Origin of the sequence: Jiella pacifica, from assembly GCF_010500815.1 — a bacterium.
Taxonomy (GTDB): domain Bacteria; phylum Pseudomonadota; class Alphaproteobacteria; order Rhizobiales; family Rhizobiaceae; genus Jiella; species Jiella pacifica.
The window spans coordinates 116,958-133,637 of record NZ_JAAAMG010000003.1 but is presented as its reverse complement, the minus strand read 5'-3'; the positions used below and the strand labels follow the sequence as shown (position 1 = coordinate 133,637).

Sequence of the window (16,680 nt, the reverse complement as noted above, 5' to 3'; positions counted from 1 at the left end):
TCTGCAGCGCCCACGCATCTCTGCCGGGCAGATGTCGCCCATCCGGCGATGATCAGAGGTAGGAGGACGAACTGCCGAGGATCGCCAGTGCCGGGCTGCTGCTCGAACTGGTGTCGTTGGCCAGATCGTACATGGCGAGGAAGCGGTTGAGCATCCGGTCGACGTATTTCGGATCGGACAGCTGTTCCAGATCGACCTTTTTTTCGAGATTGCGGGCCTGGACGTCGATGTTGCTCGAGGAAAACTCGTCGGGCAGGCCGAAGGTCGTCTTGACGAACTCCAGCAGGGCGTCGTCGGCGAGGAACTCGTAGATGTTGGTGATGTCTTCGGCCGAGCGCTTGAAATAGAGGGCGAGGCGCACGCCGTTGCTCTCGCCGCCGGCTTCCTCCTCCATCTTCTGGCGAAGATAGAGATCCTGCGTGGTCAGCATGGCGGTCACGGACTGGACGCGCATGGCGTCCCGTTCGATCGTGCCATCGGTGTCGAAGTTGAAGGCGGCGGCGAATTCGAGGTAGCGCTTGTCGCCGTACTTCCCGGCGACGCTTTCGGAATCGGACAGATCGCTGGTCAGAATCGCTCGGATGTCGGCCGTCGACAGTTTCTCGCCGTCGAGGTCGAAGGCCTTCAGGGCGAAGTTCACCACGTCGCCATCGGCGAGGAAATCGTCCATCGTCGCGACGCTGGGCAGGGCGACGTTGTAGGCGAGAATCCCGCGGGCTGCCTCAATGAGGTCGGTATTGGCGCTGCCGAGCACCTTGCCGAAATAGGTGTCGATCATGCGCGAGCTGCCGTCGTCGTTGGTGGCAATGGAGATCTTGCCATAGGCGTCGACGTCGAAGGCCGAGGCGAGCGCCGTATAGGCCGGAATCTTCAGCTTGTTGACGAAGCTGTTCGGATCCGAAAGGTCGCTCGTCACCACCCGGCGGATGACGTCGGCGTTCTGGGTGTCGGGATTGAAGCCGATCGCCTTCATCGCGTAGTCGAATGCCGTCTCGTTGGCGATGAATTCGTCGACGGTGGAGATCGACCGCATGGCCGTCTTGAAAGCCTGCGAATCCTGGACGGCGGTGGTGACGGCGGCCTTGCCCTCGTCGTCGTCCTCGTCGATGCGCTCCAGATAGCGGTCGATCGTGTCGCCCTGGGCGGTCTCGGTCTGGACGCGGCGCATGTCGGCGAGCTTGCCGTCGCTGCCGAAGTTGAAGGAGGCCGCCAGGCGGATGTACCGGTCGTCGCCGAGCTTGGCGGCATAGCTCGCCGGATCCGACGGATCGCTGCGCAGAACCCGCATGATCGTCGACTTGCTGGTGGTCTCGGGGTCGAGGCCGACGGACTTCAGCGCATAGTCGTAGACGGCGGCATTGGCGAGGAAACCGGTGACGGTCGTGACGTTCTTGACGTTCGCCGCATAGAGCGACGCGCTCACCTTGTCGGCGGAGGCCGTCGCATTGGCGTATTTTTCCAGATAGCCGTCGGTCAGCGCCTCGACCGCCTCGGTGGTCTGGGCGCTGTCGCCATCCGCCAGGCTGCCGTCCGTCTGGAACTGGAACATCTTGGCAAGGGCGATGTACTGCTCCTTGCGCGTCTTGTCGGTGGTGGTCGCCTCGGACATCTTGTTGACGACGCTCTTCGGGTTCGAGAGGTCGCTGGTCAGGACGTTCCAGACGAAGGCGGAGGATTCGATCTCGGGGTTGAGGCCGACGGCTGTCAGGGCGACGGAGGCCAGCCGCGGATTTTCGATGAGATCGTCGGCCGTCTCGACATTGCCGATCTCGGCTTCGTAGTAGGAAACCTGAAGCGCGGCGGCCTGCGGCGAGTTCTCGAGGCCCTTCCTCTGATAGTACAAATAAGCCGTGCTGTTCCTCTCCGAAGCCGATTGCAGGCCCTCGGCCGGTGCCCGTCCAATCTCGTCGAAGGGCAGCATCGCCGCCAGAAGCAGATAGCGATCGTCGCCCTTCTTCGACATTTCGTCGGCCTTGGTGCCGGTGAGGACGTCGCGGATGAAGCTGACCGAAGCGACCGAAGCGTCGATGCCGGCGGCCTCGAGCGCGACGGTGAACAGCTTCTCGTCGGCCAGGAACTGGTTGACGGTCTTGACCGTGCCGATGGTCTCCATGAAGTGGTTGGCATTGGCGGCGCTTGCCTGACCGGCCTTGACCCGATGCTCGGAATAGCTCTCGACCATCACCTGCATCTGGGCGTTGGTCTGGGCGGCAGGATCGGTCTTGGTGCTCGTCGCGTTGAAGCTGAAAGCCTTGGCGAAGTCGCGATAACGCTCGTCGGAGAGCTTGTTGGCAAAGCTCTTCGGATCCTCGAGGTCGCTTTCCAGCACCTTCCTGATCAGCGCCCGGGAATCGATCTGGTCTTCCAGACCATAGGCCGTCATCGCGTAGGAATAGAGCTTGTAGTCGCCCATGAACTCGTCGACGGACGTCACCTTGCCGATGTTCTCGCGATAGTAGCTCGCGAGCCGCGTGTTCACCGGATCGGCGGCGATGCGGTCGATCACCCGGGACTGATCGCGCGTATAGAGCTGATAGGTCGTGAAGGTCGAAAGCATGGCCGCCCCGTTCGCGCGAGGCGCGTCGCCGACCGGCGGGCGCATCCCGTCGGTTCGAAGACATACGGAATCATGCTTAACGTTATGTTAAGACCAGCCGAAAGCCTGAAGGGATGCTTTCCGCAACGTGAACGGGCGCCGTTCCACCAGCCGCGCGCATCGGCGGCGCCTGGTGCGAAGCGGACGGCGGACGCCGGCGGCGTTACGCGGGCCGCAGCACCACCGGCAGCATCCGCCGTTCGGCATCGGAAACGAAAGCGAGGTCGAGCAGCTTCTGCACCTCCGCCGCATGGCGGAAATCCGGCTGGCCGTTGACGCCGGACAGGAGCGCCAGCACGAAGCGCTCGGCATTGAGCGGCGTCGGCGGGCATTCGACCGGGCGCCAGGTCTGTGTGTGGATGTCCTCGTCGAGACAGGCTTCGAGGCTGGACTCGGTGGTGTTCGACCAGATCTTGAGGGCGCCTTTGGTGCCATGGATCATCAGGTCGAGATCGTTGGCCTTGCCGGTGGCATAGCGGCTCATGTGGACGACGCCGAGGGCGCCGTTGTCGAACTCGACGGTCATCGCGCAGCTGTCGTTGGCGTCGAGCGTATAGGCGCCGATCGCTCCGCCCTCGGCCTTGTCGAAGGTCTTCAGCCGGGCCTGCAGCGCGGCGATGCCCTGCCCCGACCCGTAGGTGACGAAATCGAGGATGTGGACGCCGATGTCGCCGAGGACGCCCTTCGAGCCGTGCCCGGAAGACAGCCGCCAGAGCCAGCGCTCGTCGGTGTGCCAGTCGCCCCAATGGGTGCCGGTCAGCCAGCTCTGCAGATAGCTGGCATCGACATGGCGGACTTCGCCGATCTCCCCCGCCTCGACCATGCGGCGGGCCAGCTGGATGGCATGGGCGTTGCGATAGGTGAAGTTGACCATGTTGATCAGCCCCGCCCGTTCGGCCGCCTCCACCATCTCGAAGGCGTCCTCGGCGTTCAGCGCCAGCGGCTTTTCGCAGAAGATCGCCTTGCCGGCCGCGATCACCTGGAGCGACGTCGCCTTGTGCACCTGGTCGGGCGTCGCGTTCACCACGGCATCGAACTCGCCCCAGGCGAGCGCCTCGGTGAGATCCGCGAAGGCGCGGTCGATGCCGTGTAGCGCGGCGAAGGCCCGCGCCCGCTCGGCATTGACGTCACAGGCCGCGACGACCAGGCAGCCGGGGATCGAGATGAAATGCTCGGCATGGCGGTGGGCGATCGCGCCGGTGCCGAGGATCATGATCCGCTTTTCGCCGGCGGGGGTGGCGCCCCCCTCGGTTGATACTTCACTCATCATTGCGGGTGTCACTCGTTGGTATGTCGATGCCGTGCAGCTTCCGGCTCCGCCGTTCGGCCGGGTCGATCGCCGTTTCGGCAAGCGAACGTCGAAAGCCCCTTTCCGCGCCTAGCGGTAGCCTTGCTCGCCCGGCTTGTGCAGCGAGCCGCCCTTGCGCTCGATCTTCTCCGGCGCCTTGTCGACGGGCACGTTCGGCGCGGCCGCGACGTCCGTCCATGCGGCGGCCGGATTGTGGGCCCAGCGCACGGCATTGACGATGACGCGCTGGATCTGCGGATGGTGATAGATCGGATAGGTCTCGTGGCCGGGGCCGAGATAGAAGATCTTGCCCGCACCGCGCTGATAGGTGAGCCCCGAACGGAACACCTCGCCGCCCTCGTACCAGGAGATGAACACCGTCTCCAGCGGCTCGGGGACGAGGAAGGGCTCGCCATACATCTCGGAATTGGGCAGTTCGATCGAATGGCCGATCCCTTGCACGATCGGATGGGAGCGGTTGACCGCCCACAGCCGCTCGCGCTCGCCGGCCTCGCGCCAGCGCAGCGAACAGGGCGTTCCCATCAGGCGCTTGAACGGCTTGGAAAAGTGCCCCGAGTGCAGGACGATCAGGCCCATCCCCTGATGCACGCGCTCGGCCACCCGCTCGACGATGGCGTCTTCCACCTGGCCGTGGGCCTTGTGGCCCCACCACAGGAGCACGTCGGTCTCGTCGAGCCTTTCCTGCGGCAAGCCGTGCTCTGGCTCGGGAAGCGTCGCGGTCGACGCCTCGATGCCCTCCTCCTTGCCGAGGAAGTCGGCGATCGTCCGGTGGATGCCGTCGGGATAGATCGCCTTGACGGTTTCATTGTGCTGTTCGTGAAAGAACTCGTTCCAGACGAGTGCGCGAATGGTCATTGTCGTCTTCCCACATGACGAGCGCTCCGATCGGGCCGGGGCGACATCAGCTTCGCTCCGGCCCCTGTCGGGGCGACCCTCACAGCGCCTCGAGGATGGCAACGGGCAGGTCCTTGAACACTGCCGCCATGTCGAAACCGCTCGTCGGCGCGATCGTTTCGCCGGTGAAGATATTGCGCCATCCGCGCATCGCCACCCCCTCCGGCAGCGGCAGGGCCGTTCCCTCCCAGCCGGTGACCGCCTGGCGCAGATCCTCGGCGTCGTCCAGAAGCGTCAAGGTCAGGCGCGGCGCGATGACGACCACGGTCTTGCCGCTCCCGTCCTCGAGATCCTGCCGCGCGAAGGCGACGAGATGGGCCGCCCGCGGACCGGCGGCCGACAGCGGCACATAGGCGGCCTTGGCGAAGAACTCCGGCATCCTGCCGCGAAGCGCCAGACCTGCCGCCGTCATCCGCGCCTTCAGCGCGCCGGAGCGCCAGTTCGCCAGATCCTCGGCGAGGCTCCCCTCGGCGCCGATCACCGCGTTGCAGGCGTCAAAATCCACCGGCCGGCGATTGTCCGGATCCACCAGCGAGAAGTCGTAGAACTCGGTGCCCTGATAGATGTCGGGGACGCCCGGCGCCGCGAGCTTGATCGTCGTCTGCGACAGGGAATTGAGCGCCCCGGCGGCGACGAAGGGCCGGGCCGCCTTCCAGAACGTCTCGATGAACGGCGTCTCTCCGCCGCCCTCGAGCATCGCGGCGACAAAATCTGCCAGCGCCTTCTCGTAGGTCTCGGCCGGCGAGGTCCAGCTCGTCCAGCGCTTGGCTTCGCGCACCGCCTTCTCGGCGAAGGCTGCCAGCCGCCCGGCGACTTCCTCGCGCAAGGCATCGTTCGCCGGGTCGAAATCGGCTGGCAGAACGCCCAGCAAGGATTGATAGAGGCCCCATTCGGTCTCGGGATCGGGCGAATGGACGCCGGTATCGATCTCGATCCGGTAGCGGCTCATGGCTTCGGAGAATTCGCCGACCAGCGCAGCCCAACGCTCCGGCGCCTCCGACAGGGTGTAGAGCCGCGCCCGCGCGTCTTCGCCGCGCTTGGTGTCGTGGGTGGACGTGGCGAGCATCCCGTCCGGCTGGTCCTCGAGCCGGATCTGCATCGCCTCGTGGAAGGCTTCGAGGTCGGCGCCGTAATGGTCCGGCTCGCCGCCGACCTCGTTCAGCGCGATCAGCCGATTGTAGCGGTAGAACACCGTGTCCTCGACCGCCTTGGCCATGACCGCGCCGGTGGTCTGCTGAAATCTTCGGGTGAAGTCGAGCGCGCCGGCAATGTCCGCGCCATCATCGAAATCGAGCTTCAACAACCGGCCGATGAACTGGATCGGCTCGTCGGCCTCGACCTCGCGGGAGGTCATGGCCCGGTCGACCGCCTCGTCGATGATGGCGATGTCGCGGCTCGGCACCCCGTCGACGGAAACATAGGTGCGGTAGACCGGAAGCGCCGCGGCCACCTCGACGATCGCCCGCGACATGGTATCGGGGCCGAGATCGCGGGTGGAGAGCCCGCGCGAGGCGACGGAGAGGGCAAGGCCCGTCAGGGCGGTCAATTCGCCGGCCAGATTGCGCTGGAAGATCGAGCGCTTCTGGCGAAGGATCATGCCGCGCAGATCCTGCTCCTCGCCGATGAAGCCGTGATAGGCCGCGGTCATCGCCGCTTCCTTCTCTGGATCGACGTAAAGACCGGACAGCGCGGTGATGAACTCGTATCCGGTCGTCCCCTCGATCTCCCAGCTGGTGCGCAGGCGCTCGTCGCCGGTGAGGATCTTCTCGACGTGGATGGTCGGTGAGCGGCGCACCGACTGGAAGGCCTGGCGCAGCTGTTCGAGATAGCCCTTCGGATCGGCGAGGCCGTCGACATGGTCGATGCGGATACCGTCCAGCCGGCGTTCGCGGGCAAGGCGGATGATCAGCTGATGGGACTCGCGGAACACCCGGCGCGATTCCTGGCGCACGCCGATGAGGTCGGCGATCTCGAAGAAGCGGCGATAGGTGAGCTTCTCGCGCGCCGTCCGCCACCAGGCGAGGCGCCAGGCCTGCGCCTCATGAAATTCGTGCAGCGCCCCATGGTCGGCATTGATGGTGTCGACGGCCCGCCTGAGAGCGACGGCGAACTCCTCGTCGGCGAGGTGTTCGAGCAGGCGTTCGACGAGTTCGTCGGCTTCCGCCGGCGTCGCCACCGAAAAGCGCCGCACCAGCCGGTCCTTCTCGGGATGATCGAGCAGGCCGAAGACGTGGCCATAGGTGCGCGGGTCGATCGGCAGGCCGTAGCCCGAGGCGTCGAAGCGCAGCGCCCCGGACTTCTCGTCCAGCCGCACCGACAGATCGCTTGCCTCGAGCGCCTCGCCATAGGGCTTGCCGAGGACCGGGACGAGGATCTTCTCGGCCTCCCAGGCGATGTCGAAATTCGGCGCGTAGCGGCTTTCCGAGCCCCAGCGCAAGACGTCCTCCCACCAGTGATTGGCCGGAGAGACGCCCATGTGGTTCGGCACGAAGTCGAGCAAAAGGCCGAGATCGGCCGAAGACAGCGCGTCGCTCATCGCGGTGAAGCCGGCGACGCCGCCGAGGCCCTCCTCGAGGGTGTTGTAGTCGGTGACGTCGTAGCCGTGGGTGGAATTGTCCGCCGCCGCGAAGATCGGCGCGGCGTAGAGATGGCTGACGCCGAGCTTCTTCAGATAGGGCGCCAGCGACGCGGCCGTCTGGAAATCCGTGCCTTCCCGGAACTGCAGACGATAAGTGGCGACGAGCGAATGGCTCATGAAGCTTTCGGCCTTTCTGCGCGCATGGCCGCGGCAAGCCCGAGAAAGCGGCTGTTTTCGCCGAGTTCGTCGAGGCTGACGGGCGTCCGGATGCGCCAATTGGGATATTCGTCGGTAGTGCCTGGCAAATTCGCCTGGCGGCGCGAGCCGATCATGTCGTCGAGCTGAACGGCGAACAGCAAGGCGGCGCTCTTTGCCAGATGGCGGTGGATCGCAGCGGCGAGGTCCTCGGAGAGGTCCGCCGGCATCGCCACGTCACCGCGCTCCTCGGCCTCGAGCTCGTCCGGCAAGAGATCTGCGTCGACCAGCGCCCGGAGCAGCATGCGCTTCTCGTTCTGCCGGGAGGCGTGGTCGCGGCTGGTCGCCGCCTCGTCCTGGGTGCCCGCCTCGAAGCGCAGGGCGACGTCGCTCCCCGTCCACCAGCCGGCGAGGGTGGCGAGGTCATGGGTGGAGATGCAGGCGAGCGACAGGCGCGGATAGGCGTCGGGGGCGATGAAGCTGCCGTCCTGGTGGCGCTCGAAATAAAGGACGCGGTAGGAGAAGACGTTGGCCGCGGCCATCACTTCGCGAAAGCCCGGCGGCACCGTGCCGAGATCCTCGCCGATAACCAGGCACCGGTTTTCATTCGCCGCCCTGGCGACGGCGTCGATCATCCGGCCCAGATGGTAGCGGACGTAGCCGCCGCCGGCCGAGCGCGCCTCGTTGGGGATCCACCACAGCCGGGCGAGGCCCATCGCGTGATCGATCCGCACCGCGCCGGCATGCCGCGTCAGCGCCATGAAGGCGTCGAAGAGCGGCTTGTGGTCGCGCTCGGCGAGGGCCTTCGGGGAGAGCGGCGCGAGGCCCCAGTCCTGGCCCTGGCTGTTGAACATGTCGGGCGGCGAGCCGACGCGCGCGGAATTGACGGTCAGCGCCGGATCGGCCCAGGTCTCGGCCCCGTCGGGCGCGACGCCGACGGCGAGGTCGAGATAGAGGCCGATCGCCATGCCGGCCGCCTTGGCCCTGGCCTGGGCGCTGGCGAGCTGCTCCTCGGCCTCGAACTGCAGCCAGAGATGATAGAGGACGCGCTCGCCCTTTTCCTCGGCGAAGCTTGCGACCTCTGCCGAATCCCGATCCTTCAGCGCCTCCGGCCAGTGATGCCAGCCGGCATGACCGCCAGCGGCGACCTGATGCTCGGAGAGCGCCTCGAACAGGGCGAAGCCCTTCAGCGCTTCCCCGCCGTCCTGAACGAAGCGCTGGAACGCCTGCTCGTCTTCGAGCTCGGCCTTGCGGCTTTCGAACACCGCGGCGAACAGCGCCCGCTTCAGGCGGCCGACGCCGACATAGTCGACGAGGTCACCGTCGCCCGTGTCGAACAGTTCGGGCGACCGTTGCCGCAGGGCCGCGATCGCCTCGGGGCCGCGCTCCATATGGTCGACCGCGATGTAGAGCGGATTGAGAAACCGCCGGGTCGAGGGCGAATAGGGGCTGTAGCGAGAGGGGTCGGCCAGAAACAGCGCATGCAGCGGATTGACGCCGACGAAGGCGGCACCCTGCCGGCCGCCGAGGATCGCCAGCTGGGCAAGATCCTCGAAATCGCCGATCCCGAGATTGCGGGAAGAGCGCAGCGCATAGAGCTGGCAGGCGATCCCCCAGTGGCGATGGCCGGCGACCGACTCCGGCAACGGGCAGGCGAGCTGCGGCCGCTCCAGCCCGTCGTGGAAGTCGCCTTCGGCGCCTTCGTCGGGATCGACGCCGAGGGCGGACAAGAGCGCCCGCTTGGCCGCGTCGTCGATCACCTTGTTTTCGCCAAGCTCCGAGACATAGGCAATCTGGATCCCATGGCTTGCCGCGAGGCGGTCGAGGCGACCGGTCATCGGCCGGCCCCGGCGAGCAGCTTCTGGCCCTCGAGGCGGAAGACGACGGAGGGGCCGGGCAGGACGCCGGACTTCAGCGTCTCTTCGGCGTCCTTCGGGTGGGCGTGGAGCAGTTCGCCGCAGGTGAGGTCGCCGGTGACGACGTCGGACGGAAGCGCCCATGGCTCGTCGTCGAGATTGGCGAAGAGATGCAGCACGGCGCCGTCCTTCAGATGCCAGGCGACGACGAAGGCGAGGGTGTCGTCGGAGACGTGATACTCGCCGCTCTGGCCCGGCAGTTCGCCGCGAAGCAGCGGCACGATCAGTTTCTGACGCTTTTCGAGCAGCCGCTTCACCATTTCCAGGCGCCGCCGATAGGTCGGCCGCGAGATCGCCGACCAATCGAGCTTCGAGGCCTCAAATGTGGTCTCGGCGTTCGGATCAGGGATCAGCTTGCGGGCATCCTCGTCATGAAAGGCCGCGAACTTCTTGAACTCGGCACGGCGCCCCTCGCGCACGGCGGCTCCCAGCTCGCCGTCGAAGTCGGTGAAGAAGCAGAACGGATCGGTGGCGCCGAACTCCTCGCCCATGAACATCAACGGGATCTGCGGTGACAGCAGCAGGATCGCCTGCAGGCACTCGACCACCCGGCGCGAGGCGAGATCGGCCAAACGGTCGCCGAAGGCGCGGTTGCCGATCTGGTCGTGATTCTGCAGGAAGTTGACGAAGGCGGTCGGCGGCAGATGGGCGGAGGAGACGCCCACCTCCCGTCCGCGATGCTTCGAATGCTCGCCCTGAAAGACGAAGCCCGTGGCCAGGGCCTTGGCCATCTGGGCAACGGATTTCTTCGAATAGTCGGCGTAATAGCCCTCTTCCTCGTGGGTCGCGACGACATGGGCGGTGTGGTGGAAATCGTCGTTCCATTCTGCCGACACGAGGGCCGGCTGGCCGCCTTCGCGCTCGATGTGCCAGGTGATGTTGCGGTCGTCCTCGGTGGTGAGATGGACGTGGCGGCCCGGAAAGGCCTGCCGCACCCGGGCGGCGAGTTCCTTCACCAGCGGCGTATCGGTCGTGTCCTTGATCGAATCGATCGCATCGAGACGCAGCCCGTCGATGCGGAATTCCTCCAGCCAGAACAGCGCATTGTCGATCATGAACTCGCGCACCGGCTGCTCGTCATAGGCGATCGCCGCGCCCCAGGGGGTGTGGATCTCCTCGTGGAAGAACTCCGGCGCATAGGCCCCGAGATAGTTTCCGTCCGGGCCGAAGTGATTGTAGACGACGTCGAGGAAGACCATCAGGCCGCGCTCGTGAGCGGCATCCACGAGGCGCTTCAGCCCCGCTTCGCCGCCATAAACCTCGTGCGGGCAGTAGAGCAGCACGCCGTCATAGCCCCAGCCGCGACGCCCGCCAAACTGGGCGACGGGGAGCAGCTCGATGGCGGTGATGCCAGTCTCCTTCAGATAGTCGAGCTTCTCGACGATGCCGCCGAAATCTCCGCTCGGGCTGAAGGTGCCGGGGTGGAGCTCGTAGAAGACGGTTTCTTCCCAGGCGCGGCCATTCCAGTTGGCGGTTTTCCATTCGTAGTCCGTCGGATCAACGAGGACCGAAAGGGAATGGACGTCGCCGAACTGCCGGCGCGAGGCCGGATCCGGCACGACGAGGCCGCCTTCGAGGCGAAAGCCGTAAGTCTCGCCCGGCTTCACCCGGTCGGTGACGATCCGCCACCAGCCCTCAGCATCCTTCTCCATCGGCAGGAAGTCGGCCGGCTTGCCGGCCGCATCGCCGAGGGCGAGCTCGATCGACGGCGCGGACGGCGCCCAGAGGCGGAATTCGGTCCCACCTTCGACGGGCCGCGGGCCCCAATGCGTCTCGAATGCGTAGCGATCGGCAGTTCGTGCCATGTGGTCAGTCCCCGTCGTGTGTGGCTTTTTCGCCGTGCGGGCACTCGTCCCTTCGAGGCCGAGGGCGCTCATCTTGCGTGAATCGCCCATGCACTTGCCCTTAACTAAAGCTGCGGCCGCCGCTTCCAGCCCTCAGGCGGGATGAAATTTCGTTGTACGGCTTTGCTGATGGGGAAACCCATCTGATCGGACAGGAGAATTGCAAGTTGTAGACCTTGTCCGGTGTTCCTGAACTTTCGCAAGCGCGTCTGCATGAAAATCGCGGGTGTCGACTGAGACTCAGGGAATTGGCTCAAATATGGAAAACGTGTGATCCAGGCGGACATCGAAACCGCCTTGTTCACGATGACACTGCGCGTCGGTCGCTCGAGCGACCATGCAGATGCCGTTTCGGCAATTCGAAGCCATCAAGTCCGAAGCGGCGCTGCGGGGGATAGAGTATCCGCGTTTCATGCGCGAACTGCTCGACCGCGGCTTGCGGTCATTGCGCCCCTGACGGGTCATGAACCAGATGCTGTTCCGGCGACTTGACGACCCAGAACAGCGATCGAGGATCCCTCAGCTCCCCGCCCTGCCCCGCACCAGATCGTGGATAAAGCCGAGCTTGTCGCGGACCGTCGCCGAGATGACGAAGGGGTAGAGGTCCTGATGGCCCATGGAGCGGTTGAAGGAGTTGAGCGCCGCGGACAGCGCCAGCCAGGCTTCGTCGATGTCGCCGATCACCGCCTGGCGGTCGAAGACGTCGAAGTCGATCGTCGTCGTCAACAGCCCGGAGTCGCGCACCCGGGGGTCGACGGAGACGCCCCACCAGTGGCCGGTCTCCAGCGTGTCGACGATGTGGAGATAGTGCGCCCAGGTCTCGGCGAAGTCTTCCCAAGCATGTGCGCCGGCATAGGACGAAACGTATTCGTCCTGCCAGTTCGCCTTCGGGCCGTTCTGGTAGTGCCGTTGCAGCGCCTCGCCGTAGTCCTCGCTGTCGTCGCCGAAGATCGCCCGGCAGGCTTCGAGGGCGCCGGGATTGCCGTCGCGCACCAGCCGGTCCCAGTACCAGTGGCCGACCTCGTGGCGGAAATGGCCGAGCAGGGTGCGGTAGGGCTCGCCCATCGAGGTACGCCGCTTCTCGCGCTCGGCGTCATCGGCCTCGGTGAGGGCGATGGTGATCAGGCCGTCGTCGTGACCGGTCATGACATGCGGCTCGCCCGGCGTCTCGGCGAGGAAGTCGAAGCCCAGCCCGTCGGGATTTTCGTCGCGGGTGATCAGCGGCAGCCCGAGACGGATCAGCGTATAGATCATCCGCCGCTTGGCGATCTCCATCCTCCGCCAGCGCGCGACGTTGTCCGGGTCGGAAGTGTCCGGCACGGTGACGTTGTGGCTGCAGGCCCGGCAGAACGGATCGACGCTGTCGCCGGCGACCAGCCAGTTGCAGACGCCGTACTGGTAGTTGGCGCAGTATTTCCAGCGTGAGCCATCCGAATGGGTGCCGGCGGAAACGAAGATGCCGTCGTCGGGCTCCAGCGCCAGCATCCGGTTCGTGTCGGGCTCGTAGCCGAGGGCATGGCCACAGCGCTCGCACAGAACGTTCTCGAAGAACACGACCTGGGAACAGGCGGGGCAGGAAAACAGCTTCATCGAAACCTCGGCGCGCGCGCACCGCGCGAAAAACGTTGCGCCTTTCAATGTTTGGAAGGGTGGCTGGTTCCGGCCAAAAGCCCGGCCGACGCGAATATCGCGGCGTTACGTCCGCCCCTCGTCCGCCCCGTGGCGACGTAGAAGCGCGAAGACGCCTTGCCGCACCGCAAGATGACGGTAAGCTTACGGGGGAAACGAAACGGGACGTTCCCCGAAAAGACGAAAGCGACCATGTCGATACTTGCCGCGCTCAACCACCTGACGCACTACAAATACGACCGTCCCGTCACCCTCGCCCCACAGGTCATCCGGCTCCGTCCCGCCCCCCATTCGCGCACGAAAGTGCCGTCTTATTCTCTGAAGGTCTCGCCGGAAAACCACTTCATCAACTGGCAGCAGGATCCGTTCGGCAATTATCTCGCCCGCTTCGTCTTCCCGGAAAAGGCGACGGAGTTCCGCATCGAGGTCGATCTCCTCGCCGACATGACGGTCTACAACCCGTTCGACTTCTTCGTGGAAGAAGCCGCTGAGGCCTGGCCGTTCGAATACGACCCCATCCTGAAGAGCGATCTCGCCGCCTATCTGGTGCCCGAGCCGATGGGCCCGCTGGTGGAGCGGTTCCTGAAGGATCTCGACCGCTCGGAGAGCCATACGGTCAACTTCCTCGTCGGGCTGAACCAGGCGATCGCCAACCGCGTCGAATATCTGGTGCGCATGGAGCCGGGCGTGCAGACGCCCGAGGAGACGCTGGAGAAGGGCTCCGGCTCCTGCCGCGATTCCTCTTGGCTGCTGGTCAACGTCATGCGGCATCTCGGCTTCGCCGCACGCTTCGTCTCCGGCTATCTGATCCAGCTGAAACCCGACAAGGTCGCCCTCGACGGCCCGGCCGGCACCAGCGTCGACTTCACCGACCTGCATGCCTGGGCGGAGGTCTATCTGCCCGGCGCCGGCTGGATCGGCTTCGACCCGACCTCCGGCCTCCTCACCGGCGAAAGCCACGTGCCGCTCGCCGCGACGCCGCATTATCGCTCCGCGGCGCCAATTTTCGGCGCCGTCGACTATGCCGAGGTCGAATTCGATTTTGCGATGACGGTCACCCGCGTCGCCGAGCGGCCCCGCGTCTCCTACCCGTTCACCGACGAGAACTGGGAAGAACTCGACGCCCTCGGTGCCAGGGTTGATGCGGAACTGAAGGCCGCCGACGTCCGCCTGACCATGGGCGGCGAGCCGACCTTCGTCTCCATCGACGATTTCGAGGCGGCCGAGTGGAACGCCGACGCGACGGGTCCGACCAAGCGCGGGCTCGCCGACGATCTCATCCGCCGGCTCCGGGATCGCTTCGCGCCGGGCGGCTTCCTGCATTTCGGCCAGGGCAAGTGGTATCCCGGCGAGACGCTGCCGCGCTGGACCTTCTCGCTCTACTGGCGCAAGGACGGCGCGCCGATCTGGCGGAATCCGCAGGCGATCGCCCGCGAGACCGACGCGGCGCCCGTCGGCGCCGCCGAGTCCGAGCGCTTCACCAAGGCCGTCGCCGAGGCGATCGGCGTGCCCTCCGAAAACGTGCTTCCCGCCTTCGAGGACGCCGGCTACTGGCTGCTGCGCGAGGCCCAGCTGCCCGAAAACGTCGAGCCGACGGATTCCAAGCTCGAGGACCGGGAAGAGCGGGCCCGGCTCGCCAAGGTGTTCGAGCGCGGCCTGCCCAATCCGACCGGTCACGTCCTGCCGGTGCAGGCCTGGCAGGCGCGGGCGCGGCGCGTTCGCTGGCTCTCCGAGCGCTGGTCGACCCGGCGCCGGCATCTCTTCCTGGTGCCGGGCGATTCCGCCATGGGCTACCGCCTGCCGCTGGCGGCGCTGCCGCATCTCGGCCCGGCCGATTTTCCCTTCATCCATCCGGACGACCCGACCCAGCCCTTCCCGCCTCTGCCGCCCCAGAACCGCCAGCAATGGGGCCGCGTGGAGATGCAGCAGCACATGGGCGGACCGACCGACGCGCCGCAGGACGGCGCCGGCGGTGTGACCCAGTCGATCGGCGGGATGTCGCAGAGCGCCGACCGTGATGGCGGCGGGCGCCAGAGGATGCAGCCGCTCGGCTCTCTGCCTGCGGGCACGGCAGCCGGCAGCGCGGCGTCTTCCGGCGGTCCTGCCTCGCCTGTCGTCGGCGAGATCGTCGGCCATGTGCGAACCGCCCTCTCCATCGAGCCGCGCGACGGCAAGCTCTGCGTCTTCATGCCGCCGTTGGAATCGACCGAAGCCTATCTCGACCTTCTCGGTGCGATCGAGGAGATCGCCATCCGGGAAGACCTGCCGGTCCAGATCGAGGGCTACGCACCGCCGACCGATCCGCGCCTCAACGTCATCCGCGTCGCCCCGGACCCCGGCGTCATCGAGGTCAACGTCCACCCTTCCGCGTCCTGGGAGGAGGCCAAGGCGATCACCATGGGCGTCTACGAGGACGCCCGGCAGTCGCGGCTCGGCACCGACAAGTTCATGATCGACGGCAAGCATGCCGGCACCGGGGGCGGCAACCACGTGGTCGTCGGCGGGGCGACGCCGCTGGATAGCCCTTTCCTGCGCCGGCCGGACCTTCTGAAATCCCTCGTTCTTTACTGGCAGCGCCATCCCTCGCTGTCCTACCTGTTCTCCGGCCTGTTCATCGGCCCGACCAGCCAGGCGCCGCGCGTCGACGAGGGCCGCCACGACCAGCTCTACGAGCTGGAGATCGCCATGGCGCAGGTGACGCAGGACCAGTTCTCCACCCCGCCCTGGCTCACCGACCGGCTGTTCCGCAACCTTTTGATCGACGTCACCGGCAACACCCACCGGGCCGAGATCTGCATCGACAAGCTCTATTCGCCCGACGGGCCGACGGGCCGCCTCGGTCTCGTCGAGTTCCGCGGCTTCGAGATGCCGCCCGAACCGAAGATGAGTCTCGCCCAGCAGCTCTTGATCCGAGCCCTGATCATGAAGTTCTGGAAGGAGCCGGAAGAGGGCCGGTTCGTGCGCTGGGGCACCGAGCTGCACGACCGCTTCATGCTGCCGGAATTCGTCTGGGCGGATTTCCAGGGCGTCCTCGCGGATCTTTCCCGCTCGGGCTATCCGATCAAGCCGGAATGGTTCGAGGCGCAGTCCGAGTTCCGCTTTCCCTTCTGCGGCCGGATCGAGCGCGAGGGGATGACGCTGGAGCTGCGCCAGGCGCTGGAGCCGTGGAACGTCATGGGCGAGACCGGGGCGATCGGCGGCACGGTGCGCTTCGTCGATTCCTCCGTCGAACGGCTGCAGGTAAAGCTGTCGGAGTTCATCCCGGCTCGCCACATCGTCACCTGCAACGGCCGCGAGGTGCCGATGATGGCGACCGGCCGCGGCAAGGAGGCGGTCGCGGGCGTCCGCTTCAAGGCCTGGCAGCCGGCCTCGGGCCTCCACCCGACGATCCCCGTTCACGCGCCTTTGACCTTCGACATCTACGACCGCTGGTCGAAGCGCTCGCTCGGCGGCTGCGTCTATCACGTCGCCCATCCGGGCGGCCGCAGCTACGAGACCTTCCCGGTCAATTCCTACGAGGCGGAGGCAAGGCGCCTCGCCCGCTTCGAGGACATCGGCCACACGCCGGGCTCCTACGAGCCGATCCGGGAGATCCCCGATCCGTCCTTCCCGGCGACGCTGGACCTCAGGCGGCCGGCGGGGCTGGCGGTGATGTGACGCAAAGCCGAAGAGAGAGAGAGGGAGAGAGGATTCGGGCGTCGCAAATGACGTCCTTGCGG

The 16,680-nt window shown here is 66.2% G+C and carries 8 protein-coding genes; 1 reads left to right on the top strand and 7 read right to left on the bottom strand.

Going from position 1 to position 16,680, the window contains the following annotated elements:
• Window positions 1-52: 52 nt before the first annotated feature.
• The 7 genes from GTK09_RS05360 to GTK09_RS05330 form a co-directional block, all read right to left on the bottom strand.
• Complete coding sequence (locus GTK09_RS05360) at window positions 53-2,557, bottom strand: DUF1217 domain-containing protein (RefSeq protein WP_246217722.1); 2,505 nt, start codon at window positions 2,555-2,557, stop codon at window positions 53-55.
• 202 nt (window positions 2,558-2,759) lie between these two features.
• On the bottom strand, window positions 2,760-3,866 hold the full coding sequence (locus tag GTK09_RS05355; RefSeq protein ID WP_246217721.1) for a Gfo/Idh/MocA family protein: 1,107 nt from the start codon (window positions 3,864-3,866) through the stop codon (window positions 2,760-2,762).
• Between the two features lie 108 nt (window positions 3,867-3,974).
• Window positions 3,975-4,760 (bottom strand): ThuA domain-containing protein, encoded by a 786-nt coding sequence (locus GTK09_RS05350; RefSeq protein ID WP_163461677.1) that lies wholly within the window; start codon window positions 4,758-4,760, stop codon window positions 3,975-3,977.
• 79 nt (window positions 4,761-4,839) lie between these two features.
• On the bottom strand, window positions 4,840-7,554 hold the full coding sequence (gene treY / locus GTK09_RS05345; protein ID WP_163461675.1) for a malto-oligosyltrehalose synthase: 2,715 nt from the start codon (window positions 7,552-7,554) through the stop codon (window positions 4,840-4,842).
• Window positions 7,551-9,410, bottom strand: coding sequence for a 4-alpha-glucanotransferase (gene malQ, locus GTK09_RS05340; RefSeq protein ID WP_163461673.1), 1,860 nt, complete (start codon window positions 9,408-9,410; stop codon window positions 7,551-7,553). The genes treY and malQ overlap by 4 nt, the downstream gene beginning before the upstream one ends.
• Entirely contained in the window at window positions 9,407-11,293 is a 1,887-nt protein-coding gene (gene treZ / locus GTK09_RS05335) for a malto-oligosyltrehalose trehalohydrolase (RefSeq protein ID WP_163461671.1), read from the bottom strand. The genes malQ and treZ overlap by 4 nt, the downstream gene beginning before the upstream one ends.
• 558 nt (window positions 11,294-11,851) lie before the next feature.
• A complete protein-coding gene (locus tag GTK09_RS05330) occupies window positions 11,852-12,922 on the bottom strand; it encodes a zinc-binding metallopeptidase family protein (RefSeq protein ID WP_163461669.1) in 1,071 nt (356 codons plus the stop codon).
• Between the two features lie 231 nt (window positions 12,923-13,153).
• On the opposite strand from GTK09_RS05330, the gene GTK09_RS05325 reads away from it, so the two are divergent.
• The gene (locus GTK09_RS05325; RefSeq protein ID WP_163461667.1) at window positions 13,154-16,618 is read left to right on the top strand and encodes a transglutaminase family protein; all 3,465 of its coding nucleotides are present in this window, start codon (window positions 13,154-13,156) and stop codon (window positions 16,616-16,618) included.
• The last annotated feature ends 62 nt before the right edge of the window (window positions 16,619-16,680 follow it).

Coding starts and splice junctions, on each gene's coding strand:
- GTK09_RS05325 (WP_163461667.1), top strand. CDS start 13,154: ATGTCGATACTTGCCGCGCTCAACCACCTGACGCACTACAAATACGAC.
- treZ (WP_163461671.1), bottom strand. CDS start 11,293: ATGGCACGAACTGCCGATCGCTACGCATTCGAGACGCATTGGGGCCCG.
- GTK09_RS05350 (WP_163461677.1), bottom strand. CDS start 4,760: ATGACCATTCGCGCACTCGTCTGGAACGAGTTCTTTCACGAACAGCAC.
- GTK09_RS05360 (WP_246217722.1), bottom strand. CDS start 2,557: ATGCTTTCGACCTTCACGACCTATCAGCTCTATACGCGCGATCAGTCC.
- malQ (WP_163461673.1), bottom strand. CDS start 9,410: ATGACCGGTCGCCTCGACCGCCTCGCGGCAAGCCATGGGATCCAGATT.
- treY (WP_163461675.1), bottom strand. CDS start 7,554: ATGAGCCATTCGCTCGTCGCCACTTATCGTCTGCAGTTCCGGGAAGGC.
- GTK09_RS05330 (WP_163461669.1), bottom strand. CDS start 12,922: ATGAAGCTGTTTTCCTGCCCCGCCTGTTCCCAGGTCGTGTTCTTCGAG.
- GTK09_RS05355 (WP_246217721.1), bottom strand. CDS start 3,866: ATGATGAGTGAAGTATCAACCGAGGGGGGCGCCACCCCCGCCGGCGAA.